Consider the following 26,167-nt stretch of genomic DNA (forward strand, 5'->3'; position numbering starts at 1 on the left):
CTGTGTTTAACCAATGATAATAACTACTTTTACTAATACCTAATATAGCACACATCTTCTCAACGGGAAATCGCATCTTATGATGCTTTATAAATCTATATTTTTCCTGTCGCTCCTGGAGAAGATGCTCACCGCCTTTTTTAAGATATCACATTCTAGCTTTGAATCTTTTAATTCGCGTTTGAGTCTCGCTATTTCTTTTTGTTCTTCAGTCATTTTGGGAGTCCCTCTGCCTGGAAAACTGTTGTTACCATAATCTTTTAATTCCTTACGCCAGCGATAGATGATCGAAGGAGATATCTCTAATTCTTGTCCAACTAATTTTACATCTGCTTTCAAATAACTTAACTCTACTGCTTTCTGTTTAAACTCTAACGTGAAATGACGTGATTTTTGTCTCATAATTCTCTAAGTTAAAATCAAGCAAGATAGTAACTCAACTTAACGTCCAATCTAAGATAGCAAGTCCAGTATTGGTCTTAACAAATTAAAAGCTCCTGTAAAAGGAGCTTATCTATCGTTTTTTATAACGATGAATATAGCAATGTTTTGAGGTGTCATTAATTGCGTTTTATTTGGTTTTTATCTCAGTGCTTTGTTATGATAGATTATTTCATTTTTCTTTTTTTAGAATATCTACATAGTATTTAATGAAAAATATTGCTAAAATTGAAAAAAGAATAGGTTCTCTTAATTCTTTGAATTTATTACTGAAACTGTTACTAGATTCCAATACATTCCAATTCACATAACTGAATGAAATTGCAAGTAATATAGTTACTAAAATAAATAAAAAAAATGCGACTTTTTTGGGTAACTTTATCATAATTTTAATTTTTACAATTGTCTAAATATGTGGCATAAGAAATTATCCAAGCAGTTACAGCAAGACCGCAAGGTAAAATAGCCGCACAACTTGCAAGTGCAACACTAGAAACCACAAGAGCTACAATTGCTCTTACACAAGCCCAACCATCTAATTTATTAGTAGTTAAAAAAATAGTGGGATTAGAATGATCTAAAGACTTTAAAGTATTTGCAATAATATTTTTATTTTTTAATTCTTGACTACTTAAACCTAAATTTAAAACATTGTTTTCATAATTTAGCAATGCTGTATCAAAATTAGATTTTTGTAAGTCAGATTCAAATTTATCGATTAAGAATATATCATCTTGATTTAACCAACCTTTCGATAAAGCTGCATTCTCAATATATTCAGGGGCGTAGTCTGTAAGTTCAAAAATTCGTCTGGAAACATAATATTTGTTCCATATTCAATATTAATATTATGTAGCCTTACTTTAGCCTCATCAATTGTACTTGAATTTCCATTTTTAAGAAAAGTAGAACTGTCGTTATTGGTTGTATTTTCTTTGATAAATTCATTGTGCATAGAATAGTCAAAACTATAGTCAGAATTGTTTAAGTGACTTTGTTCACAAGAAACAAATAGTATCAATGTTGAAAATAGCATTGCAAAGTAAGGTTTTCTCAATGATTTTAGAATGTTCATAATTTTATTTCTTAAAGTTAAAATAATGATTTTATTCTTGTTAAAACTTGTTTTCTTGTTAATTTAACGTTTTTATTGTAGTATTATTGTGGTTGTTTTGATTTTTGTAGGTCAGTCTGTTTTTGGCTACAATATTGATTTTAATGTCCGTAGCGGAGGTGTTTACTCAAGTTAAAGGTTAGACTTTAACAGCATTAGTTTTTAACCTTGGCGATTGTTGTTTATTTCTCAGTTGCTTTTCAGAAAAGAAACTTAAAAAACACGTTTCTATAAAATGCATTACAAATGACACTACCTATATAGCTTTAATAAGTGTTGATCTTAACAAAGTAAAAGCCCTTGTAAAAGGAGCTTTTTTATGTTTTTAGAGTGTCTTGTGCAACGATTACCGTTGTTGTGTGTGGTTTTTATTTATTTAATTGTTCAATATTCAAGTCAATTATTTTTCCTTTTTCGGTGACGCTTATATTAGAGATTGTTAATTCAGGATATTCATAGTCCATTATTATGTGGTCACCAAAAGTTCCGTTTTTTATTTTTCCGAGTGAGTAATTATATATCGAATCTTTAAAACTATCTAATGAAACTCTGTAGTCGGGGCCTAGTTGTCCTAAATTCCCAGTATTTTCTTTATTTAAAATCACAAAGAGACTTTTTAAACTCAATAGTTTGGTCAAAAGTAAAAATAGTATCATTATTTTTTCCGATATAAATTGAGTCATAATGAGGTCAAATTCAGTTCGTAGAAATCAATTTTGTTAACAATAATTTTGTTCAAAGTGTCAATCTCAAATATAAAATCAGCTAACTTTCCAAATTGGTTTTTTGCTTGACTAAATTTTTTGCTTTTTAAAAAAATCAGATCGAGTTAATTCCACTTTATTGGATTCCGATGTTGTTTTACAAGAACTCAAAATTATGAAAATCAGTAAGTATATTGTCTTCTGCATTCTGTTTTTTAATTCCACAAAACGTTTAAGTATATGTGTTGTTTTGTTATAATCGTTTACGTAGTGAAAGCGAAGATAAACGATTTCTAAATGAGACATAGCATTCATGAAAAAGTATTAAGTCGAGTATCTTTATAGATCACAAAAATATAAAAGAAATGGAACTCAAATTACTGCCCAACCAAAATTATGCTGGATTAAACCCAATAATAAGACAAAGTGGAACTAGTATAAAAGGATGCCCACGAATTAGTAAAATGGGGAACCCAAAACTTAGAAATTTACTATTTATGTGTCCTTTTAATGCCTGTAAACATAACCGAGCATGTAAAGCCCTTTTCGATAGAATAGTGGCTAAAGGCAAAAGTAAAAAGCTGGCTTTAATAGGAGTGTGTAATAAGTTACTAAAACAAGCTTTTTTCTATCGTTAAAAATGGGGTGTCTTATAACGATGAATATAGCAATGTTTTGAGGTGTCATTAATTGCATTTTATTTGGTTTTTACCTCAGTGCTTTGTTGGTAGTAGTTAAATGTATAATTTCTAGTTTTTGTCAGCTTTAAATCTGAGGTCAGGTTCAGCTACTTTTTTTATTTCTATTGTGTCTTTTATTAGTTCAGAGTACAATCCTGATTGTTTTGATTTTATGTACTCAATTTCGCTTTCAGTCACTTCGTTATTCCAAGTTATAGTTTCGCAAACAATACACTTATTTTCTCTTACTGCAACAATTCCACAAACTCCATAAGGTTTTAAGGAATTCATAAATTCAGATACATAGTCAAAATCAAATTCTTTAAATCTTGTTGACACATTTTGAATAAATTCATACCAACCAATGTTGTTGTTTAGACCGGTTTTTTTGTCAGCTTTCTCAAAAATTACCTCATTCCAATTTTCAGAAAAATGAACACTATTAATTTCTTTCCAATCAAATAATTTAGGCTTTGCTCCAAAAGGTTAGTTTCTTGAAAAACCACTTTGGGCTAACTTAATTTCAGTTAACTCAGAAGTCAGTTTTTTATAAAATACATCTCGCATTAAATATCCTATCATTTCTTGGTTCAAATGTTCGTTAAGGGACATGGTTTACACCTGCTAAAGATTAGGGTTTACATTAAATTAGTTTCTAAGCTACTTTTCATCAAAGCAACTCAAAAATACGATTCTATAAAAGACTTTAACAAAGGTCTTTTTTCTATAGCTTTAATAAAGATATTATTTCAATCATTGATTGTGTTTTTCATAATCATAATAAAAGACCTTCTAATCGAATATTTATATTTATATATATTGCTATATTCGTCAAGATAAATTAGGATTAGTAGAGACATGGAAAAAAGCTTCATTTAAAAATAAAGATAAGGCTCACTATATCATAAAGTTTAATATAAATAAGATAGCTATAATTAAAAATGATTAAGAAATATAGGAACATATTACAGTGGGCTTTTTTAGTAATAGGCTTTATTGTTTTAACTAATTGTAAAAGTGAGATAGAAAATAACGATGAGATTGTAAACAAAAAAGAATATCTCCAAAACAAAAACGAGGTGGATATCATCGTTTTAAAAAACGAAAATTTCAAAAAAGAATTAGTTAATAATGGGCGTCTTGTGGCTTTAGAAAAAAGTGATCTTAAATTTGATGTTAATGAAAAATTACAAAAGATATATGTGGAAAATGGAGATTATGTTAAAAAAGGACAACTATTAGCCACTTTAAAAGCATTTACTTTCCAGCAGGAGGTTAGCCAAGCTCAAATTAATTTAAAACAAGCTACTTTAGAGTTTAATGATTTACAAGTACGACGCGGTTTTAATTCTAATCTTAGCGATAGTCTTTCTAAAAGAGAATATGACATGATGGCTATAAAATCTGGGTACAAAAATGCGCTACATCAGTTAGAAAAAGCACGTTTTGATTTAAAATCGACGAGATTAAAAGCTCCTTTTAGCGGTAAAATTGCTAATATTAATAGTAATCAGTACGAGCAAGTTGCTTCAGGAGAGGCCTTTTTAACCCTTATTAATGATGCTGTTTTTGAGGTGGAGTTTTATGTTATAGAATCAGAACTTAAGGATATTGAACTTAAGGATAAGATTAGTGTAGAGCCTTTTGCTATTAATAAAACTTATGAAGGTTATATCGCTACAATAAACCCACAAGTAGAGCAAGACGGTACTATTTTAGTGAAAGCTCAAGTTAAAAATGACGGCGATTTATTAGAAGGTATGAATGTGAAAGTTTTTATTAAAAAAGAAATACCAAATAAATTTGTAGTACCAAAAGCAGCAGTAGTATTACGCGATAATCAAGAAGTGTTATTTATTGTTAAAAACAAGAAAGCCTATTGGACTTATGTACAAACCATATTAGAAAACAGTACAGAATATGCTGTGATACCACATCCAGATAAAAGTAGCGCATCGTTAAAACCGGGAGACAGCATTATTGTTTCTAATAATTTAAACCTTGCGCATGAGAGTGAAGTAAGCATCAGGATTAAAGATTAATTGTTTTAATTTGCTCTATGGTTAAATTTTTAATACATAAACCTATTGCCGTTATAATGACGGTATTAGGGGTTCTCATTTTAGGGATATTTACTTTCGGTTTTATCCCCGTGTCGTTAATGCCAGATATCGACATACCAGAAATTACTGTACAGGTTCAAGCAGATAATATGTCGGCAAGAGAATTAGAAGATGCGGTTATTAAACCTATGCGTTCGCACTTAATGCAGGTCGGTCATTTAAAAGATATAAAAAGCGAGTCCAGTAATGAGACAGGGGTTATTAGGTTAAGTTTTACACATGGCAGTAATATAGATTATGCCTTTATTGAGGTTAATGAAAAAATAGATAGAATAATAGGAGACTTGCCTAAAACCATTAAGCGCCCTAAAGTTATAAAAGCTAGTGCGACTGATATCCCTGTATTTTATTTAAGCATGACAATTAATGAGCTTGCTAATTCCATTAAATATTCTACTGATAAGACTAGTGATTTATATCCTGTATCTCAAGATTTTGTTGAATTTAATCGGTTTGCAGATCAAGTGATTCGCAGACGCATTGAGCAGGTGAACGAGGTGGCTATGGTGGATGTTAGTGGTTTGGTTCGTCCTGAGATTTTAATCATTCCATTTCAAAAAAAAATAGAGGCTTTAGGTATTCGTTTAAAAGATTTGGAAGAATCAATTAAGAAGAATGATTTAGATATTGGTAGTTTATTAGTCATTGATAATCAATATCAATACGATGTGCGCTTGGGAACATCATTAGGTACTGTTAAGGATATAGAATCTATTTATATTAATAAAAACAATCGTGTTTACCAATTAAAAGAACTTGCAGAGGTTATAGAACACCCTAAAAAGCGGACAGGTTTAGTATTGTCTGACGGTAACGAAGCAGTTACTATGGCTATTATTAAACAAAGTGATGCCAGTATAGGCGATTTAAAAGTATCCTTAAATAATTTGCTGGATGCTCTTAGAAGCGATTACCCTCATATTAATTTTGCTATAACTAGAGACCAAACCAAGTTGTTAGATTATGCGATTAGTAATTTGTTTCAGAGTTTATTATGGGGGATGTTTCTCGCTTTTGGTATTATGTTTCTATTTCTAAAAAATGTAAAATCTCCTTTACTAATAGGAATAACTATTCCTACTTCGATTGTGATTTGTATGCTGTTCTTTCATATTTTAAGCATTTCAATAAATATTATTTCTTTATCGGGACTAGTTTTGGGGATTGGATTAATGATAGATAATTCTATAATAGTAATCGATAATATAACACAATATAGAGCGCGTGGGTATAAATTATCTAAAGCTTGTGTATTAGGGACTAATGAAGTTTTAAAACCATTATTAAGTTCTGCATTAACCACATGTGCGGTATTTTTACCTTTAGTGTTTTTAAGTGGTATAAGTGGCGCTTTGTTTTACGATCAAGCTATGGCAATAAGTATCGGTTTGTTTGTGTCACTATTGGTTTCAATTTTGTTATTACCTGTATTATACCGCTTATTTCATTTAAGAGATGAGTTTAAAGTAGGAAGAATAACCCAGTTTTTAACTAGAATCAATACATTGAATTATGCAGCTCTCTATGAAAAGGGATTTCGTTGGGTTATGAAACACCAAAAAACGTCTTGGAGTTTAAGTCTACTCTTAATAATTTTTGCTACAATTTTGTTTAGTCTATTACCCAAAACGCAAATGCCAGCACTTACAAGTACTGAAACTTTATTAAAAATAGATTGGAATGAACAAATAAATGTAGCGGAAAATAAACGTCGTGTATTAGATTTATTAAAACCTATTAAAGAACGCTTAGTTAAGCATACTGCTTTGATTGGTACTCAGCAATTTTTGTTGAATACGGGCTCAGGTGCAAAAACTTCAGAAAGCACTATCTATTTTAAAACTAAAACTAAGAGAGAGCTATTAAATATTCAAAATCAGTTAAATGAAGCTTTAGCTATTAAATATTCTAACACGGTATATGAGTATAATGATGTTGATAATATTTTTAGTTTAATTTTTTCAAACAAAGAAAAACCATTAGTCGCTAGATTACGACATGTTGAAGACTTGGGGAGTGATCAAAATAACGAATTAAAAAAGGTATGGCATCAGATACAAGAAAATGTAAGTGATGTTGAATTAAAACCTATAGCTTGGCAAGAACACATTACACTTATTGCAGATAAAGAAAAATTAATTACTTATAATATAACAGCACGAACGTTATTTAATACTTTAAAAAGTGCCTTTAATGAGCATGAAATATTATCTATAATCGATAACCAGAATTTCGTACCTGTTATTTTGGGAGGGAACATGAGAGATATTCATACTATTTTAGCTGGAACTTCAATCAAATCTGAGGATGATACTTTTTTTAAAGTACAAGACTTTATCAAGGTTGTTAATTCAGAAGACTTAAAGAGTCTTTCTGGGGGGAAGCAAGGTGTCTACTATCCGATTGATTTTTATATTGAAAATAAAGATGTCGAGCATACAATGGGAACGGTAAAACAAGTTATTAATGATAATGTTTGGTATGATGTTGAATTTACAGGGCGTTTCTTTTCTAATAAAGAATTGATAAATGAGCTATATGTTGTGCTTTTAATATCGTTAGTTTTATTGTATTTTATATTGGCTTCTCAATTTGAATCTTTCTTTTTACCACTAATTATACTATTAGAGATTCCTATAGATTTGGCTGGTGCATTTTTATTCTTGAAAATTTTTGGCATGAGTATTAATTTAATGTCAATGATTGGGATTGTGGTAATGAGCGGCATCATTATAAATGATTCCATCTTAAAAATAGATACTATAATTCAATTGCAACGTCAAGGTTATCCTCTAGTAAAAGCTTTACTAGTGGCTGGTCAACGTCGTTTAAAACCAATACTTATGACTAGCTTGACCACAATTCTTGCACTAGTGCCACTATTCTTTTCAAGTGGTTTGGGAGCAGAATTACAAGCACCATTAGCTGTTACTTTAATTGGCGGAATGCTTTTAGGCACACTTGTGAGTCTATATTTTATCCCTTTATGTTACTACCATTTTACTAAAAAAGCACAATGATTTATTCTAAAATAAAACAAATAACCATAAATATATGCGCTCTATTATGTTGTACTATAGTAGCAGGACAACAGCTAGACAGTTTGGCTGTTAGCTCTCAAGGCGTTTCGCTTAATACTATTTTGAAACTGGCGAGTAAAAACTCCTTGGATGCTTTTAAAGCTAAGAGTGCGTATGGTGTTAATTATTGGGAATTTAGAGCATTTAAATCAAGCTTGTTACCACAAATTGATTTTGAAGCTAGGCCATTTACTTATAATAGAGCATTAGTAGAACGTTACGACTCTAACCAAAATATAGATGTGTTTAGACAACAACAAACAATAAATAATTATGCGAATTTATCTATAAGCCAAAATATAGCGGCAACGGGTACGCGGTTGTTTATTAATTCTAGTTTTGATAGGTTAGAGAATTTTGGAGATTTAGAAACTGAAAGTTATAATGCAACCCCAGTTAGAATAGGCTTAGTACAACCTATTATGGCATTTAATGTCTTTAAATGGGAAAAGCAAACAGCACCATTAGAATTTCAAAAAGCAAGACAAGACTTGCTATACGATATTCAAACCATTAATTTAAAATCGGTTGATTTTTTTTTTAAATGGGCATTAGCCAGTAAAAAAGTTGAAATAGCTAAAGAAAATAATGCGACTGCAAAAAAATTGTATATTATAGGAAAGAAGCGTTACGATTTGATCGCTATTGAACGGGATGAGCTTTTAAATTTAGAATTAGATGTTTATAATGCTAAAACTAATTTAGCACAAAACGTACAGGTACTACAAAAAGCAGAAACAGAATTGAGATTGTTTTTAAGAAATGAATTACCTCAACATACCACTCCTGAGTTACCCGAGTTAATACCAGAATTGGAAATTGATGTAAACGAAGCTGTAGCATTAGCTTACCAAAACAACCCCGATATACTCAATTTAAAAATTCGAAAAGTAGAGGCATTAAGAGATTTAGAAAAGGCTATTAAAGATAATCGATTTGATTTGTCGTTAACAGCTAGTTATGGTTTAAACCAGCAAGCCAATACATTTGTAGATGCTTATGGAAGATTTCTAGACCAGCAAATGGTAGCGATTAAACTTAATGTGCCTATTTTAGATTGGGGGGAGCGTAAGGGCAAGATAAAAACAGCTGAAATGAACAGTGGTGTTATAAATATAGAATTACAACAAAATGAAGATGCTTATAAACAGGACATTACTCTAAAGGTTTTGGATTTTAATATACAAAGCGAATTAGTATTAGGAGCCCTACGTACCAAAGAAATAGCAAAAGAGTCTTACACGTTAACTGAAAAACGATTTTTATCAGGGAATGTTGATTTTTTAAATTTAACAGCTTCCAGGAAAGCATGGCAACTTGCTAATGAAAATTATATACAAGCTTTACAAAACTATTGGAACCTTTATTATAAGGTACAGCAGTTAACTCTTTATAGTTTTATTGAAAAAAAGACATTAACAGTGGATTTTGAAAATATTTTAGACGATTAATCAAATAGTATTATGAGTTACATCGTGAGAAAAAACATTAATTTTAGATTTAATTAAACCACATATTCACAATAAAAAAGTAGCATTAAATAATCGGTACGTTTTTTTTGTGGTATTATCTAAAGATGACAAAAAATGTATACTTATCTAGATTAGGGCGCTTATTTATAGTATGTCATTTAATAAGTGTCTGTCTTGCCTCAAAAAAAACAGGATTTTTACTTTAGAATAGGTAGTAAACCTGTAGTAATATAGACTTAAAATTTATTCGAATTATTCTATGTATTTGTCAGAATATTCTTGTTTCTTTACTTCAAATTTTTTTAAAAAAAAATTAAAAAAAACATGAAATATCATAAAATTATAGTGCTATTTGTATTAAGTGTCTGTTTGTTTACTTGTCAAGAAGAAAAGCCAGAACTTGTTGAGAATACAATAAAGATTACAGCATTTCCAGAAGAAGCTAATATAACTTTCAAGGACTTATTTGATTATAAAAAAGGGACTCCTCAAAACATACATGTGTTAGATTCTACTTTAATAATTAATAATAAAGGAGGAGGTGCAGATTTTAGAATGTATAATTATTCACTTAATACTGGAGAATTATCAAAAGGTTATTTTGCTAAAGGCAGAGGACCTAATGAATTTTTAAGTTCATTTTCATCAGGGATAACAGCAAATCATTTATGGATGCATGATATGGCTTTAAAAAAAATAGTGAGAATTGATAAAAAAGATGTTTCTGTAAAAAATAAAGATTCAATTACATTTAACGAATTTAAATTTAAAGAGCATACAGCGATAAGAATTACCATGATAGATAGTTTAAGCTATTATGGGGTTGAAAATTTGTCTTCAAAGTTTAAGATTGCTAAAATGGGTTTAAAACCAGACCTTATAATTGAAGAGTTTGGTGAATTTTACAATATCCCAGAAGGATTTCCTATTGCTGTACTTAAACAGTTATATTCATGTAATATTAATGCAAAACCATCAGGTGATAAAATAGTATTAGCTTATAGGTTTACAAACATTATTGAAATATTTAATGTAGCAACAAAGGAAAGTATCGCGATAGAAGGGCCTGAAAATTACGATGTTATTGATTATGAAATTGGTAATAGTGAAAGAGCAGGGTTTTATATGAAGAAAAATGATAACACAAGAATAGCCTATCCTTATGCAGCAGTTACCAATAATTATATATACTTAATATATTCAGGGAACTTTAAAAAAGAACAGGCTAAATATGGACAAGGATTATATGTTCATGTCTATGACTGGGATGGTAATCCTATTAAAAAAATGACATTAAACAAACCAATACGTTTTTTATCTGTATCTAAAGACGACAAAAAAATGTATTCTTATAATGAAAATACGGGTTATATTATGGAAGCTAATCTAGATTAAGAAGCTTATTTATAGTATGTTATTTAATAAGTGTCTGTGTTGCTTCAAAAAAAAACAGGGTTTTTACTTTAGAATAGGTAACAAATCTGTCGTAATAAAGTCTTAAAATTTATTCGAATTATTCTGTGCATTTATCAGAATATTCTTGTTCCTTTACTTCAAATTTTTTTAAAAACAATTAAAAAAAACATGAAATATCATAAAATTATAGCGCTATTTGTATTAAGTGTCTGTTTGTTTTCTTGCCAGGAAGACAAGTTAAAAATTTCTGATAACACAATAAAAATACCCAGTTTCCCAGAAGAAGGTAAAGTTGTTTTTAAGAACTTACTAGACTATAAAGAAGGCATAGCAAATAATATATATGTATTAGATTCTATGTTAGTGATAGACAACCTGGGTTTAACAGCCAAATTTAAAATGTATAATTATTCACTTAATACAGGAGAATTATCAAAAGGTTATTTTGCAAAGGGTAGAGGGCCTTACGAGTTTTTAAGTTCGTATTCATCAGGAATAACAGCAAATCATTTATGGGTGCATGATATGGCTTTAAAAAAAATAATAAGAATTGATAAAAAAGATGTTTCTGTAAAAAATAAAGATTCAATTACATTTAACGAATTTAAATTTAAAACGCATACAGCGATCAGGGTCGCTATGATAGATAGTTTAAGTTATTATGGGGTTGAGAATTTGTCTTCAAAATATAAAATTGTTAAAATGGATTTGAAATCAGATACCATAATTAAAGAATTTGGAGAGTTTAAAAATATCCCAGAAAGCCTTTCTGTCGAGGTACTTAAGTCTGTATACTCTTGTCTGGTTCAACCAAAACCATCTGGCGATAAATTAGTATTAGCTTACAGATGGTCTAACACTATTGAAATTTTTAATACAGCAGAAACAGAACAAAGTATTGTTGTAGAAGGTCCTGAAGATTATAGTACTATTGATTATGAGATTGCTGATAATAGTATGATTTTAACAAAAGATAGTAGAATTGCATTTCGCGATTTAAGAGTTACAGATAATTATATATATGCTTTATATTCGGGAACCACAGAAAAAGAAAATGGCGATAAATTTGGAGACGGATTATTTGTATATGTCTATGATTGGGATGGTAACCCCGTTAAAAAACTAAGCTTAAATAAACCTATACATCTGTTTTCTATATCTAAAGGAGACAAAAAAATGTATGCTTATAATCGGAATACAGGTTATATCATGGAAGCTAATCTAGACTAGATTATAAGAGCTTAAAGGGTAGATATACTAATTTAAATTAGCCTATGTAATAATAATGAATCAATAGAAAACACAAGGTGCTTTTTGTTTTATGATGTTCTTTTTGGTAGCATATTTTTAGACCTTACAAAAACATTTTTCTGCTTACTTCACAAAGTACAAAGAAATATACTTTGTTTAATTAATCCTTCCAAAATTGAATCTTGGAATAATTTAGCTTTACAGTACAGAAAATAAAAAACTCCTGTTATTTTAATTTGTGAATCTGATGATAATTTTGAAATTTTGAAGTAGTATTGTGAATCTAAGGAAATTAAGGGTTTTCAATACCCGTTTTTTTTAGATTCAAAAAATGAATATGTTGATTATAATTCGTTTATGAATGAATCTGAAGAGTTTAAAACGGTTTTAACAGATGAGGACAATAATATCATATTGTTGGGGGATCCAATCGACTCTGAGGGGATAAAAAATATGTATACCAAAGAAATAGAGTCACGGATTAATCTATGATATTTATAAATACTTTGTTTTCTTTATTTATAAGGTTTTAACCCTGTTTATAAGCAGCTTAATTATTAGACTAAAATGAATTTTAAGTTTTCTTCTTTTTCTATACTTATTGCCTTTCTATGTCTTTCAATTATTGGTGTTAGTCTAATTCCTTTAATAAATATTCAACTACATCCTTCACAATCTTTACAAACCATTCGTGTTAATTACAATTGGCATGATGCTTCTGCAAAAATTATAGAGCATGAGGTGACTTCAAAATTAGAGGGGGTTTTTAATACCGTAAGTGGTGTAAAGGAATTAAGTTCCATTTCAGATAAAGGAGAAGGGCAAATTACTATTCGTTTTAAGAGTAATACAGATATGGATGCGGTTCGGTTTGAATTGGCTACCTTAATTCACCAAGCGTATTCCGAACTTCCGGAAGGTGTTAGTTATCCTTATTTGTCTTTAAGTGCAACTAATGAAAACAACACTCCTTTTTTATCGTATAGTATTAACGCAAACGAAAGTCCTTACTATATTAAAAAATATGTACAGAAGTACATATTGCCTAAGCTGTCAATTATTAATGGGGTAAATCAAGTTAATCTCCATGGAGCAGCTCCTTTTGAGTGGGTTATTGAATATGATACAAATGCCTTATTACAATTAAAAATATCTGTAAATGAGATACAGGAGGCAATTAACACATATTTAGGTAAAAAAGAATTAGGAAAAGGTACTTTTAGAATAGATGGTGCTTATAATCATGAAATGACACTGCGCCTGTCATACAAACCTAATTCGGTAGTCAATTGGAACGACATACCAATAAAGAAAATAGGGAATAGACTTGTTTCTTTAAAAAATATAGCGACCATTAAATATAAAGAAACCAATGTAAATAGTTATTATAGAATTAACGGCTTGAATACTATAAATATGACTATATATGCAGAGCAAAATGTTAATACCATTAGTTTAGCAAATACAGTTAGAAAAAAAGTTAGTGATTTAAATCAAGAATTAGATAGGGGATACAGTATTAAATTAACTCAAGATACTACAGAATATGTTGTAAAAGAATTAGAAAAAATAGAAAAACGCTCACTTTTTTCATTTTTCATTTTGTTAACTCTTGTTTTAATTATTAATAGGAGCTTTAAATATTTAGTAATTCTATTCTTTAGTATCGTTACTAATTTGCTAACAGCAATTATTTTTTATTATTTATTTAAAGTAGAATTGCAATTATACTCCTTTGCTGGGATCACTATTTCTTTTGGAATTATTATAGATAATAGTATTATCATGATAGATCATATACGGCATAAAGGAAATAAAAAAGCCTTTTTAGCCATATTAGCAGCTACATTCACAACAATAGGAGCGTTAATGGTTATCTTTCTATTAGAGAAAAGTCAACAAGCCAATTTAATTGATTTTGCTTTAGTTATTGCTATTAATATTGGGGTTTCTTTATTCGTGTCGTTATATTTTGTGCCAGCTTTATTTGAGAAAATGAATTACTCAAAGAAGAGTATTCATTTTTCAAGAAAACGAAAACGAAGAATTATACGATTTACAAACCATTATACACATATTATTTTTTGGGTGAACAAACCGTTTATTAAATGGATGTTTGTTATGATTTTTATATTAGGTTTTGGAATGCCTTTTCATTTATTGCCTAAGCAAATTGATGGGGAAGGTTTTTTTAGTACTATATATAACAAAAGTATAGGCACAGAAAACTTTACAAGAAATATTAGGCCTGTATTAGAAAAAATTATAGGAGGAACTCTAAGGTTATTTACCGAGGATGTTCTAGTCAATTCGCATTCATCAGTCCCAAAAAGAACTGTAATAACAATTTCGGGAGCTATGCCAGATGGTTGTACAATAGAACAGCTCAATATGGCTATAATAAAAATGGAACAATTTTTGAGTCAGTTTGATGAAATAGAACTCTATGAAACACAAATTTTTAATTATAGAAGTTCTCGTATTTCTGTCTACCTTAAAGAAGATTATGAATTTGGGTTTTTTCCACACAAGTTAAAAAACTTAATTGAATTTGAAGCTATAAATCTAGGGGGCTTAGATTGGCGTATTTTTGGAGTAGGCAAAGGGTTTTCAAATGCTTTTAGGGTTGGTTATAGACAACATGAAATTGTGTTAGAAGGCTATAACTATGATGATTTATATAATTATGCAAGAGAGTTAAAACAACAATTAATTAGTAACTCTAATGACCGGATAAACAATAATATAGAAATTTACAGCGGGGTATCTGGCAGTAGGAGATTGTATGAATATTCGTTAGATTTTGATTTAAATAAATTGGCTGTTTCTAAGGTTTCACAAATCCAAATATATGAGCATTTAAAGAATCAAGTACATTCAGAGAAACTGTCGTCTGTTATTCAAAATAATGAGTTTCAAGATGTGAAATTAGTTTCTGATAAGTATAAAAAATTTAATGTTTGGGACTTAAACAATTTACCAGTTTCTATTGAAAATAAACAGTATAAACTAAATCAATTAGCAGCTATTGAAAAAAATAAAACTGGAAATTTAATTAAAAGAACCAATCAGCAATATAGCTTGGCTGTTGCTTACGATTTTAAAGGATCAATTGCCTTTGCCGAAAAAAATAAAGAAAAAAACATAGCGATTTTTCAACAAAAATTACCAGTAGGTTATCAAGTTTTTAACGAAAAAGCGTATCGTTGGGATAAAGAAGATAAAAAACAATACTATTATTTATTTGCTGTGATTGGAATTATATTTTTTATTTGTACTATTCTTTTTGAATCATTCAGGCAGCCGTTTGCAGTGATTAGTATGATTCCTATTTCTTTTATTGGTGTTTTTTTAACCTTTTACCTGTTCGAGTTTAATTTTGATCAAGGCGGATATGCAGCCTTTATATTGTTATGTGGTATAAGCGTTAATTCGGTACTTTATATTATTAATGATTATAATAATTTAAAAATTCAATACCCGAATAGAAATGCAAAACAGCTTTATTTTAAAGCTTTTAATTATAAAATAGTTCCAGTTATTCTAACAATAGTGTCTACTATTGTTGGATTAATTCCATTTGTTTGGAGTGGACAAAAGGAAGCTTTTTGGTTTTCTTTTGCCGTTGGTTCTATTGGTGGTTTATTCTTTTCACTAATAGGGATTTTATTTTATTTACCTATGTTTTCTATAAGAAAATAGATTTTTAATTAAGTATGATCCAGGAGAAAGATCTATTTTGAATAGTCCTCCCTATTTCATTCCAAGGCGCATTTATTAATAACTCTTAGATGAGTTTTTACTAATAAAACACTTTTAAGTAATGAAATAGACTGGGATTATTGTTGGAGTAATGACTTTTAAAACAAATATTTATGATGGTCATACTTTAGAAGCTGTTTTAGATCAAACAAAAAAAAGAACAGGGAAATAATTAATAAACATCTGATTTTGAGTATGCAAAGAAAAATAATTAATTGGAGACATTTTGTTAAAAGCACATTTGTTATAGAATAAAACGATTAAGCATCTTAATTAAAACTATAAGTGAAGCGTTGAAAAGGATTAAACATTTTATGTTTGGACTAGTTTTTAATAAATGAATAAGCTATAACTTGTAACAAAATCATAAATTCGTTGTCTAATTTCTAGTATTAAGCGTATTCTAACTTTTAAAATATCCTTTTATTAAATGAAAACAACACTTTTAAAACTAGGCGGTGCATTATTTCTTTTTATGAGCATCATACTGCAAGCCAGCGCACAAGACATTGTTGGCGCTTGGAAAGGAAAACTATCGGTTCAAGGTACCGAAATACCAATAGTATTTAAGGTCTCCAAAGCAGAAGACATCTATTCATCAACAATGGATAGTCCTTCTCAAGGAGCAACAGACATTCCAATGGATGTAACAACTTTTGTGGATAATACTTTAACGATTCAGTTTAAACAGGCAGGAATAACATATATTGGTACAATTAGAGAAAAAATCATTATAGGAACATTTTATCAAAGCGGAATGGAATTACCACTAGAATTAAACAAAACAGTTAAAGCAATACCAGGTAATAGTGCATTACCAACTTCTGAGGAAGCATTAAATAAATTAGCACATTGGGATGCTACAAATTATAAATATTCGGTAGCAGATTATTTTGCTAAGCCAAAAGCATGGTCGTTTAGTTTTTCTCCTAATGGAACCTATTTATCTTATCGAGAAAAAGATGATAATAAAAAGAACCATGTCTATGTTAAAAATCTAAAAACGGAAGATGTTGTTAGAGTTATTGAAGAAAAAGAGGAACTTATAAGAGGTTTTGGTTGGTCAAACGACACACGGCTAATATATGTAATGGATAAAGGTGGTAATGAGAATTATCATTTGTTTGCAGTAGATATTGATGGAAAAAACCAGAAAGAATTAACGCCTTTTGATGGTGTTAAAGTTAGTATTATTAATGCTTTGAAAGACGATAAGGATCATTTAATTATTTCTATGAATAAAAATAATCCTCAAATTTATGAACCTTATAAAATTAACATTAATACAGGGGAACTTAAGCAACTTTATAAAAATGAAGATGTGGCAAACCCAATTAATAGTTATGAGTTTGATAAAGAGGGTAACTTACGCGGGTTTTCTAAACTTCGTGATGGTGTAAATATTGATTTATACTATACTCTAGATGGTGAAAATTTTGAAATTATTAAGCAATTAAACTGGAAAGATAGTTTTAATATAGTCGCATTTAATTACGCTTCAGAATACCCGCATGATGCCTATGTTATTTCAAACTTAGACAGCGATAAAACTCAAATTTACTTATATGATTTAAAGGAGGATAAAGTCATAAAAAAACTTTTTTCTAATAACAATTATGATGTTTCAGGCTTATCACTATCTAAAAAAAGAGAATATGTGTTAGATTATTTTACTTATGAGGGTGAAAAAAAGAATATTATTCCTGTAAGTGACTATTATAAGGCACTTCATGAAAAAATAACAGGTAAATTTCCTGATTATAACTACACCATAACAGATAAAACAGACGATGAAAGTAAGTATTTAATCTTTTTACAAAGTGATAAACTATACGGCACGTATTATGCTTATGATGCCAAAAAAGACCGCTTTAAATTGCTTTATAATCTTATGCCAAATCTTAAGGAAACGGATATGGCCGAAATGCGACCTATCACTTTTACAAGTAGAGATGGTATTACCTTGCATGGTTATATTACGTTACCTAAAGCGGCATTGAACGGACATAAAGTCCCTGTAATTGTTAATCCGCATGGTGGCCCCCAAGGGATTAGAGATTCTTGGGGCTTTAATCCCGAAGCGCAACTTTTTGCAAGTCGTGGCTATGCTACTTTACAGGTTAATTTTAGAATATCTGGAGGTTATGGTAAAACGTTTTTAGAATCTGGCTTTAAGCAAATTGGAAGAAAAGCGATGGACGATGTTGAGGATGGCTTAAAATATGTTGTAGATAAAGGTTGGATAGATAAAGATAATGCTGCAATTTATGGTGGGAGTCATGGGGGCTATGCTGTATTACGTGGATTAACTAAAACGCCAGATTTATATGCTTGTGGCGTTGATTATGTTGGGGTTTCAAACATTTTCACATTCTTTGATTCTTTTCCAGAATATTGGAAGCCTTATAAAGAAATTGTTAAAGAAATTTGGTATGATTCGGACATACCAGAAGAAAAAGTAATCATGACCGAAGTCTCCCCAGTATTTCATACTGATAAAATTAAAAAACCACTTTTTGTTATACAGGGCGCTAACGATCCAAGGGTTAATATTGATGAATCTGATCAAATTGTAAGCGCGCTACGAAGCAAAGGTGTAGATGTGCCTTATATGGTAAAATACGACGAAGGCCATGGCTTTGCTAAAGAAGAAAATACGATTGCGCTTTATAAAGCAATGCTGGGCTTTTATGCAAAACACCTAAAGAAAACGCTTGAAGCCCCAATAAAAGACTAAGATTCTAATAAGTATACTAAAAAAACCTCATAGGGTATTCCTAGAGGTTTTTTAATGTTTATAAATAATGGAAATTAGATTTTAAAACAAATGTAGTAATCATTTATGGTATCATAGACAGACCCGTAAATTATTAAATAAAATTATGGGTTACTACATTTAGAATTGTGTATTATTGTTAAAATTCAACCCTATTAAATAACTTTTATATGAGATTTTTATTCCTTTTCGCTATTACTTTAAGTTTGTTAAGCTGTAATGAGCAGCAAAACACAAATTTAAAAATGGCAGCCTATCCTGTTGCTCCATCAGAAGTAATAACCGAACAATATTTTCAAACGCCAGTTACAGACCACTATAGAAATTTAGAGGACCTCAGTGATTCCTTAGTTAAGAAGTGGTTTAAAGAGGAATCGGAATACACTAAAAATATTATGGAAAGGCTAGTAGGGCGTAATCAACTTATAGAGACGATTGCGGATTTAGACAGCAGAAAATCATCTAATACTTTTAGATTAAATATTACGGATGATAATCAACATTTTTATCTAAAAATAAACGCAAATCAAGATGTTGAACGATTGTATTACAGAAAAGCATACGAAGCGCAAGAGGAATTATTATTTGATCCGAAAGATTTCAAACCTGAATCGGGAATTACTTACCTTATTAATTATATAAAACCAAGTTCAGACGGAAGCTATTTGGCTATTGCGATGTCGCATAGCGGAAGTGAAATTTCTGAAATGGTCATTATGGATATGAAGACGCGAGAACTATTACCTCAAGTTATAGGTAATTGTTGGCCAGCAGATGGTGGCGGCATTAGTTGGTTACCAGACAATACAGGTTTTATCTACCTACATTATCCTGAAACTGATGCCAATTCAGAGGCGTTTTTAAAAGATATGAAATCAGTGGTTTACAAATTAGGAGACGATCCTTTAAATCTAAATATTTTAATAAGTAGAGTAACCCATCCCGAACTTGGTCTTAAACGAGAAGATTTCCCTATTGTTTCTCTAGATTTCAAAGACGATAAGTATCTCAATGTAGAAGTAGGAGGCGCCACCGCATATTCTGATGCTTATTATGCTAAAATTGAAGACGTTAATTTTAATGATAAAATACTATGGAAACCATTATATAAAAAAGAAGATAAAGTTAGTGGCTTTTATTTTATAAATAAAAAAATGGTATTCAAGACCGCTAAAAACCATTCTAACTATGAGTTACTCGAAATCGATGTAGAAGCCCCCAATTGGTCACAACCAAGAGTTATTGTTGAGGGCAAACAAGACGAAGTCATTCAAAGTTTTAGATTAACTGCAGAAGGCTTGTATTACACGACTACTAAAAATGGGGTTGAAGGCAAATTGTATGCAGTTTCAGATGGAAACGAAAAATCAATTACACTTCCTAAAGCATCGGGAAGAGTAGGCATTAGTAGCAAAGGGCGATTTTATTCAGACTTATGGGTTTCAACTATGGGGTGGTTAAATGACTATGTTCGCTATAGTTATAATGCCACGACCAATACATTTACAGAGAAACCTATGGAACCCGCTGCGGATTATCCAGAGTTTAGTGATTTTGTAGTCAAAGAACTTTTGGTGGCTTCGCATGATGGAGAAAAAGTTCCCTTATCTATTATCTACAATAAAAACATTAAAATGGACGGTCAAAATCCTACCTTATTTTACGGATATGGTTCTTATGGGATTGCTATAAAACCATTCTTTAGCCCTTCTTTTTTAAGTTGGGTAGCGCAAGGTGGAGTTCTTTGTATCGCGCATGTTAGAGGTGGATCTGAAAAAGGAGATGCATGGTATCAAGGAGGAAAGAAAGTTACAAAACCCAATACTTGGAAAGACTTAATTGCTTGTACTGAATATATGATAGAAAAAAAATACACTTCAAACACTAAAACAGTTATTAAAGCTGGCAGTGCGGGAGGTATTCTGGTTGGTCGAGCAATGACCCATCGTCCCGATCTATTTGCTGCTGCTATACCAGAAGTTGGTATGATGAACTCACTTAGAAATGAAGTTACACCTAATGGCCCCAATAATACTAAAGAGTTCGGAACCGTTAAAGATTCAATAGAATGTATGGCACTTATTGAAATGGATTCCTATTTACATATACAGAAAGGAGAAAAATATCCAGCTACTTTAATTACCACTGGAATGAATGATCCTAGAGTGACCCCTTGGCAACCTGGAAAATTTGCAGCCAAGCTACAAGCTTCTAATGGTTCTAATAAGCCTATTCTTTTTGCTGTAGATTACAATTCGGGTCATGGAATAGGCGACACAAATTCTAAGTTTTATGAAGTATTAGGACAAGCATATGCTTTTGGTTTTTGGCAAACGGGCCATAAAAACTATTATTTAAAATAGTGAACTCTTTCCTTAATTCGAACCACTTTTAATTAGAAAATCTAAGTTATTTTCATTCCTTTTTATGTGTTCATTGGGTGATATATCACCCAATGAACTATGTGGTTAAAAATGTCATTGATGATAACCTCCAATCCTACTTAATAAAGAGCACTTTTCTACATTAAAATAGATAAGTATTTTCTACTTCGTTTTATTTTTACGTATTAAAATTTATAGAAAATTTTATTTTTATGGGTAACAAATTTCGATAACCTACTCTTATTTACATGTATCCCTATTAAGCTTGGTGGAACCTGAAAAACCAATATTAAAAGAGTAAGGAATCTTAAAACTTATCAATAATGAAAAAAACACTTTTAAAGCAATTATTCTATGTATTGATTATTGCTTTTTCTTTAACAGGTTGTGAAAAAGATGTTGATCTTATAGAAAACTCTAAAAATGCAAACGATTTGCATAAAAGAACGTTCACAAGTGAAATAGACAATAAGTTAATCGAGTATATTAGAGAGTATAACGGAGAGTTTGCTAGAGCTAATTTTATAGGAAGGATAATAAACGAAAATAATGAACCTATAGAAGGTGCAAAAGTAATTTTAGGATCAGACGCAAAGGAGACCGATCAAAACGGAATAGTATCTTTTACAGGTGTAGAGGTACAGCAGTACTTTGCATATGCACGTGCTATTGCTGATGGTTATTTAGATGGTTCTCGGGTTATGGTTCCTAATTTTGATGCGGGAAACCAAAACAATTTTACTATAAAACTTTTTAGATTTAAGCAAGTCGCAAGTATTAACTCAGATGAAGGTGGAGAAGTAAGCTTTGAGTCTGAAATAGGAGAGGGTTTTGTGCATTTTAATCCAGGGTTTACCGATGAGTCTGGTGATGTATATCATGGTAATGTTGCGGTAAGTATTAATTATTTAGATCCTCTTAATCCAGATATAGCAAACACAATGCCTGGGGACTTATATGGTGTTACGCAAGATTTTGAACAAGTTGCGCTAGGGTCTTATGGTATGGTACAAGTAGAGTTAAGGGGAACATCTGGTGAGACATTACAAATTATAGATCCTGCAAAATTAATAATGCCTATACATCCTGATCAAATGGGCACTGCAGCAAATGAAGTTCCTATGTGGTCATTTAATGAGCAGGCTGGTGTATGGTATGAAGAAACTATGGCGTATAAAAATGGTGATTATTATATTTCTGAAGTTCCTCATTTTTCTTTCTGGAATTGTGATGCGCCTTTCCCAGTTGTAGATTTTTCAGCTACTGTTGTTGATGCCATAACTTCAAATCCTATAGGCGGAATGCTTGTTGAAATCGAGTATAGCGGATTTACAAGATTTGCTACAACAAATACTAATGGTTTAGTAAGTGGGAAAATCCCTGCCAATCAAACAATGGTTATTAGTATATTTGATAGTTGTGGTAATTTACTGTATTTTAATCCTTCTTTTGGCCCTTTTACTGGCGCTACAAATATCACAATTCCTGTAACAACAAATCCGCTTCAAACATTTAGTTTGTCAGGAACCGTTAACGATTGTGTTCCTGCTCCTGTAACTAATGGCTACCTCACACTTACTAATAATATAACAGGGCAGCATATATCGAGTATCCTTGTTACAGCAGGCACCTATACTTATACGGGGATTGGTTGCACTTTACCTACAGACATTTCTATTGTTGCTGTAGACCTCTCTACAGCGCAAGGTTCAACAACAATAACAACGGTAAACCAAGGCGCGAACACTCAAAACATTGTTATTTGTGGTGGTCTTGCTAGCGAATATATACGCTATCGTATTAATGGAGGTTCTTGGCAATATGATTTAATAGATATTTCTGGTGGTATTGGAAATAACCGCATCTTTTTAAAAGCATCTAATGGTACAGGAGGCGGTACTTATATATTTGGTAACACAATAACTCTAGGTGCAGGATACCCTTTTGGGTTGGGGCTTAACACTATGTATATAGAAGCTTTAAGTGATACTAATGGTCTTGATGGGAGTGCTACTTTGGGGCTTGCAGCACCTCTAACTTTTGATCTCATTGCTATTACTCCTGGTCCTACAGGTATTGGGACGTATATCTCTATAGATTTTGCTGGTAATTATGTAGATTATAATGGTAATACAAACATTATTCAAGGAGAAGCTCGTGTTTTTAGAGATTATTAATACAGTGTGTAAACGTAATTATAGTTAAATATTCTAGAGGCTTAAAGGAGACTGTTTTATTCTTCTTTAAGTCTCTTTTTTTAGTCTTTTATGTAAAATACTCGCACTCAAAAGAACAGTAGGAGTGTAGCGGAACTATTTTAATACTAAATCATTATTTTTATTTAGTATATTTCGTTTTTAGTTATATAATAAATGAAAATCTTTGTAGAATCTTTACATTATAAAGCGGTTATCTGTTTTCTTTTCATGATGAGCTGTTTTAAAAATTAATAAAAAAGCTCCAAGAAATGTAACTGCATATTTTGAAATTATCCCAATCGGGATTACCTTAAAAGGTGTCACCATTAAACTCAAACCCAAGTAATGCTATTCTATTGCTTTTACATTCGATTCTCTAAATTATGTTTGGTGGGGTGATTTGGATAAGATTAAATATATTTTACTTAAAATATTTTCTTAAAAGTTTTTTATGTATTGTAATGGCACACTCTTTTTACGAAGTGGCGTAATAGTGAAGTGAAATGTGTGTAACATGGGGTTTTTGCTAAAAAGGTTAACTAACCGCAACTATATAGGGCTTTAATAGGGAGTATCTATGAAGTAAACATTAACTAAACATCTGCATGCCCCGTACTAAAATAACTATTCAGTTTATGATATTAAACCGAATAGAATTATACAACCTTAGTTTAGCCTGTTGTAAACTTAAGAGTGTATAGAGCGTTTTAACGACACGTTTAGAGCTGAACGTTTAAATGTGAATTGGTTTCTTTCTTTCTTTCTTTCTTTCTTTCTTTCTTTATTTCTTTCTTTGGAAGTGGCTCAAGAAAAATTTGATAAAATGAAAATAACTCAGATTGTAAAGTAATCAAGCATTTATTTTGTCTTGTAAAACGCTTGTTTATACCTCAAATAAAGCTGTTAGAACTAATATAATGGCATCCTAAATTTAAATAGTATTGGTTTTAACAAAGTAAAAGCCCCTGTAAAAGGAGCTTTTGAATGTTTTTTTATGTTTTTATAGACTTGTGCAACGATTACTAGTGTTGTGTGTTATTTATTAGTTCTATATGCATTTTTAATTTCCTCAAAAAAAGCTTCAATATTGCTGTCTATTAGAGCACTTGAAATTAGAATTCGGTTATTATTATTCCAATTGTGCATAAACGTTAGAAATTTCTTGAGCAAACTTCTTTTTTCGCTACTGTATAAATCCACTTTTAAAGAGATTTCAATATTTCTTTCCTTGAATCTTTTTATCCCAGAAATATCAGTCCATTTAATTTCCCCTGAAGATTCATACTTTGAATTATCAATTAAGAAATCATCTGAAATTATGATAGCATATTTTCTTGGAAGAATAACCAAAAAGGAATATAGCAAAGTCGAAAAATACAGAATTCCTATGACACCTACAATCTGAATATGTTCGATCTTCATAAACGCATTTCTAATAAATTTCTCAGGAACTAATGAACTACCTCGATGGCTCTGCCTCGAGGTAGTTCATTGTTATTGGTTTTTACAGATGGTTTTCATCGTTTTGAAAGTTAAAAAGCGTTATGTAGTTATGCTGGATTAACTCCAATAATAAGACAAAGTGGAAGTCGTGTAAAAGGACGCCCGCGAATTAGTAAAATGGGGAACCCAAAACTTAGAAATTTATTATTTATGTGCTCTTTTAATGCCTGTAAATATAACTGGGCATGTAAAGCCCTTTTCGATAGAATAGTGGCTAAAGGCAAAAGTAAAAAGCTGGCTTTAATAGCAGTGTGTAATAAGTTACTAAAACAAGCGTTTTCTATCGTTAAAAATGGGTGCCTTATAACGATGAATATAGCAATGTTTTGAGGTGTAATTAATTGCGTTTTATTTGGTTTTTACCTCAGTGCTTTATTGGTAGTATTATTTGTTTTACTAAATGTAAAGTCTATTTGTCTAATAGTTTTATTTGTTTTACATTTGATTAAAATTAAATCTGATTATTATGAAATTAAACTATCTATTTCCTAACAAGTACAAGAAAATCGGTTGGTTAATACTTATTCCATCCGCAATCATTGGTTTGATAACTCTTATTTTAGAGTTCGAACCTAATTATTTGGATTTTAATGCCCCTGCTATTTTTATTGATGAGTTTTTTGGTGATAAGCATTTTATAGGAATTGTTAAGAACAATGTTTTAAATGAAATTTTAGGTGTTCTAATAATATTGAGTTCATTATTAGTTGCTTTTTCTAAAGAAAAGTCAGAAGATGAATATATTTCAAAAATTCGGTTAGAATCTTTAGTTTGGGCTGTTTATTTAAACTACGCAATTCTTTTAATATCATTTCTATTCATATTCGATTTGTCTTTCTTATGGGTTATGATATTTAATATGTTTACAATTTTACTGTTTTTCATTATTCGGTTTAACTGGCAAATTTCTAAACTTATAAAATCCGCTCATTATGAAGAATAGTATTAAAGTCGAGAGAGCAAAAAAGAATATTACTCAAGCTGAATTAGCTAAATTGGCAAAAGTTAGCAGACAAACAATTAATGCTATGGAATTAGGTAAATATGTTCCGTCAACAGTTTTAGCTTTGAGATTAGCTCAAATTTTTGAAGTTGAAATAAGCGAAATTTTTACTTTAGAAGATTCCGATTGGGTTTAGGTCAAAATGTCTTGTCCTAAAATACGGCTACAGTTAAAATTTGTTTTTAAGCTGTAAATTTATACACGGTATAAGGTGTTTTATAGTCTAAAGATAAGTGTAATCTTATTTCGTTGTATAATTT

Annotated in this window: 17 protein-coding genes and 3 pseudogenes; 14 read left to right on the plus strand and 6 right to left on the minus strand. The window is 30.5% G+C overall.

Translation table 11 applies throughout. The features are described from left to right. From AC2D8I_RS14850 to AC2D8I_RS14865, 4 genes and pseudogenes are all read right to left on the minus strand, one after another. Window positions 1-402, minus strand: a pseudogene (locus AC2D8I_RS14850) (transposase); the annotation flags it as partial. Window positions 403-830: 428 nt separating this feature from the next. Further along, a complete protein-coding gene (locus AC2D8I_RS14855) occupies window positions 831-1,112 on the minus strand; it encodes a hypothetical protein (RefSeq protein ID WP_484706828.1) in 282 nt (93 codons plus the stop codon). A gap of 68 nt (window positions 1,113-1,180) precedes the next feature. Beyond that, window positions 1,181-1,516 (minus strand): hypothetical protein, encoded by a 336-nt coding sequence (locus AC2D8I_RS14860; protein WP_484706829.1) that lies wholly within the window; start codon window positions 1,514-1,516, stop codon window positions 1,181-1,183. Between the two features lie 407 nt (window positions 1,517-1,923). Further along, on the minus strand, window positions 1,924-2,211 hold the full coding sequence (locus AC2D8I_RS14865) for a hypothetical protein (RefSeq protein ID WP_484706831.1): 288 nt from the start codon (window positions 2,209-2,211) through the stop codon (window positions 1,924-1,926). Between the two features lie 440 nt (window positions 2,212-2,651). On the opposite strand from AC2D8I_RS14865, the pseudogene AC2D8I_RS14870 reads away from it, so the two are divergent. After that, a pseudogene (locus tag AC2D8I_RS14870) lies at window positions 2,652-2,949 on the plus strand (transposase); the annotation flags it as partial. Between the two features lie 59 nt (window positions 2,950-3,008). On the opposite strand, the gene AC2D8I_RS14875 reads toward AC2D8I_RS14870, so the two are convergent. Then, the gene (locus AC2D8I_RS14875; protein ID WP_484706832.1) at window positions 3,009-3,278 is read right to left on the minus strand and encodes a hypothetical protein; all 270 of its coding nucleotides are present in this window, start codon (window positions 3,276-3,278) and stop codon (window positions 3,009-3,011) included. Window positions 3,279-3,880: 602 nt separating this feature from the next. On the opposite strand from AC2D8I_RS14875, the gene AC2D8I_RS14880 reads away from it, so the two are divergent. The 10 genes from AC2D8I_RS14880 to AC2D8I_RS14925 all read left to right on the plus strand — a co-directional run bounded on the left by AC2D8I_RS14880 (window position 3,881) and on the right by AC2D8I_RS14925 (window position 23,380). Then, window positions 3,881-4,981, plus strand: coding sequence for an efflux RND transporter periplasmic adaptor subunit (locus AC2D8I_RS14880; RefSeq protein WP_484706833.1), 1,101 nt, complete (start codon window positions 3,881-3,883; stop codon window positions 4,979-4,981). A gap of 17 nt (window positions 4,982-4,998) precedes the next feature. Further along, window positions 4,999-8,082, plus strand: coding sequence for an efflux RND transporter permease subunit (locus AC2D8I_RS14885; protein WP_484706834.1), 3,084 nt, complete (start codon window positions 4,999-5,001; stop codon window positions 8,080-8,082). Continuing rightward, window positions 8,079-9,593: a TolC family protein gene (locus AC2D8I_RS14890; RefSeq protein WP_484706836.1), complete on the plus strand. Its 1,515-nt coding sequence runs from the start codon at window positions 8,079-8,081 to the stop codon at window positions 9,591-9,593. Before AC2D8I_RS14885 ends, AC2D8I_RS14890 begins: the two co-directional genes overlap by 4 nt. Window positions 9,594-9,938: 345 nt before the next feature. After that, complete coding sequence (locus AC2D8I_RS14895) at window positions 9,939-11,009, plus strand: BF3164 family lipoprotein (protein ID WP_484706837.1); 1,071 nt, start codon at window positions 9,939-9,941, stop codon at window positions 11,007-11,009. A gap of 189 nt (window positions 11,010-11,198) precedes the next feature. Continuing rightward, the gene (locus tag AC2D8I_RS14900) at window positions 11,199-12,260 is read left to right on the plus strand and encodes a BF3164 family lipoprotein (RefSeq protein ID WP_484706838.1); all 1,062 of its coding nucleotides are present in this window, start codon (window positions 11,199-11,201) and stop codon (window positions 12,258-12,260) included. Window positions 12,261-12,638: 378 nt separating this feature from the next. Continuing rightward, entirely contained in the window at window positions 12,639-12,773 is a 135-nt protein-coding gene (locus AC2D8I_RS14905) for a hypothetical protein (protein WP_484706839.1), read from the plus strand. 75 nt (window positions 12,774-12,848) lie between these two features. Then, window positions 12,849-15,983 carry an efflux RND transporter permease subunit gene (locus AC2D8I_RS14910; RefSeq protein ID WP_484706840.1) on the plus strand — a complete coding sequence of 1,045 codons (3,135 nt, stop codon included), beginning with the start codon at window positions 12,849-12,851 and terminating at the stop codon, window positions 15,981-15,983. A 490-nt stretch (window positions 15,984-16,473) separates the two neighbouring features. Then, window positions 16,474-18,780, plus strand: coding sequence for a S9 family peptidase (locus AC2D8I_RS14915; RefSeq protein WP_484706841.1), 2,307 nt, complete (start codon window positions 16,474-16,476; stop codon window positions 18,778-18,780). 209 nt (window positions 18,781-18,989) lie between these two features. After that, on the plus strand, window positions 18,990-21,182 hold the full coding sequence (locus AC2D8I_RS14920) for a prolyl oligopeptidase family serine peptidase (RefSeq protein ID WP_484706842.1): 2,193 nt from the start codon (window positions 18,990-18,992) through the stop codon (window positions 21,180-21,182). Between the two features lie 344 nt (window positions 21,183-21,526). Further along, complete coding sequence (locus AC2D8I_RS14925) at window positions 21,527-23,380, plus strand: hypothetical protein (RefSeq protein WP_484706843.1); 1,854 nt, start codon at window positions 21,527-21,529, stop codon at window positions 23,378-23,380. Between the two features lie 1,056 nt (window positions 23,381-24,436). On the opposite strand, the gene AC2D8I_RS14930 is transcribed toward AC2D8I_RS14925, so the two are convergent. After that, complete coding sequence (locus tag AC2D8I_RS14930; RefSeq protein ID WP_484706844.1) at window positions 24,437-24,823, minus strand: STM3941 family protein; 387 nt, start codon at window positions 24,821-24,823, stop codon at window positions 24,437-24,439. Between the two features lie 69 nt (window positions 24,824-24,892). Between AC2D8I_RS14930 and AC2D8I_RS14935 the strand changes: the two are divergent. The 3 genes and pseudogenes from AC2D8I_RS14935 to AC2D8I_RS14945 all read left to right on the plus strand — a co-directional run. Beyond that, window positions 24,893-25,245: pseudogene (locus AC2D8I_RS14935) on the plus strand (transposase); the annotation flags it as partial. A gap of 125 nt (window positions 25,246-25,370) precedes the next feature. Next, window positions 25,371-25,847 carry a hypothetical protein gene (locus AC2D8I_RS14940; RefSeq protein WP_484706847.1) on the plus strand — a complete coding sequence of 159 codons (477 nt, stop codon included), beginning with the start codon at window positions 25,371-25,373 and terminating at the stop codon, window positions 25,845-25,847. Further along, window positions 25,837-26,043 (plus strand): helix-turn-helix transcriptional regulator, encoded by a 207-nt coding sequence (locus AC2D8I_RS14945; RefSeq protein WP_072353295.1) that lies wholly within the window; start codon window positions 25,837-25,839, stop codon window positions 26,041-26,043. Before AC2D8I_RS14940 ends, AC2D8I_RS14945 begins: the two co-directional genes overlap by 11 nt. The last annotated feature ends 124 nt before the right edge of the window (window positions 26,044-26,167 follow it).

The organism is Lacinutrix sp. YIN62, from assembly GCF_057219185.1.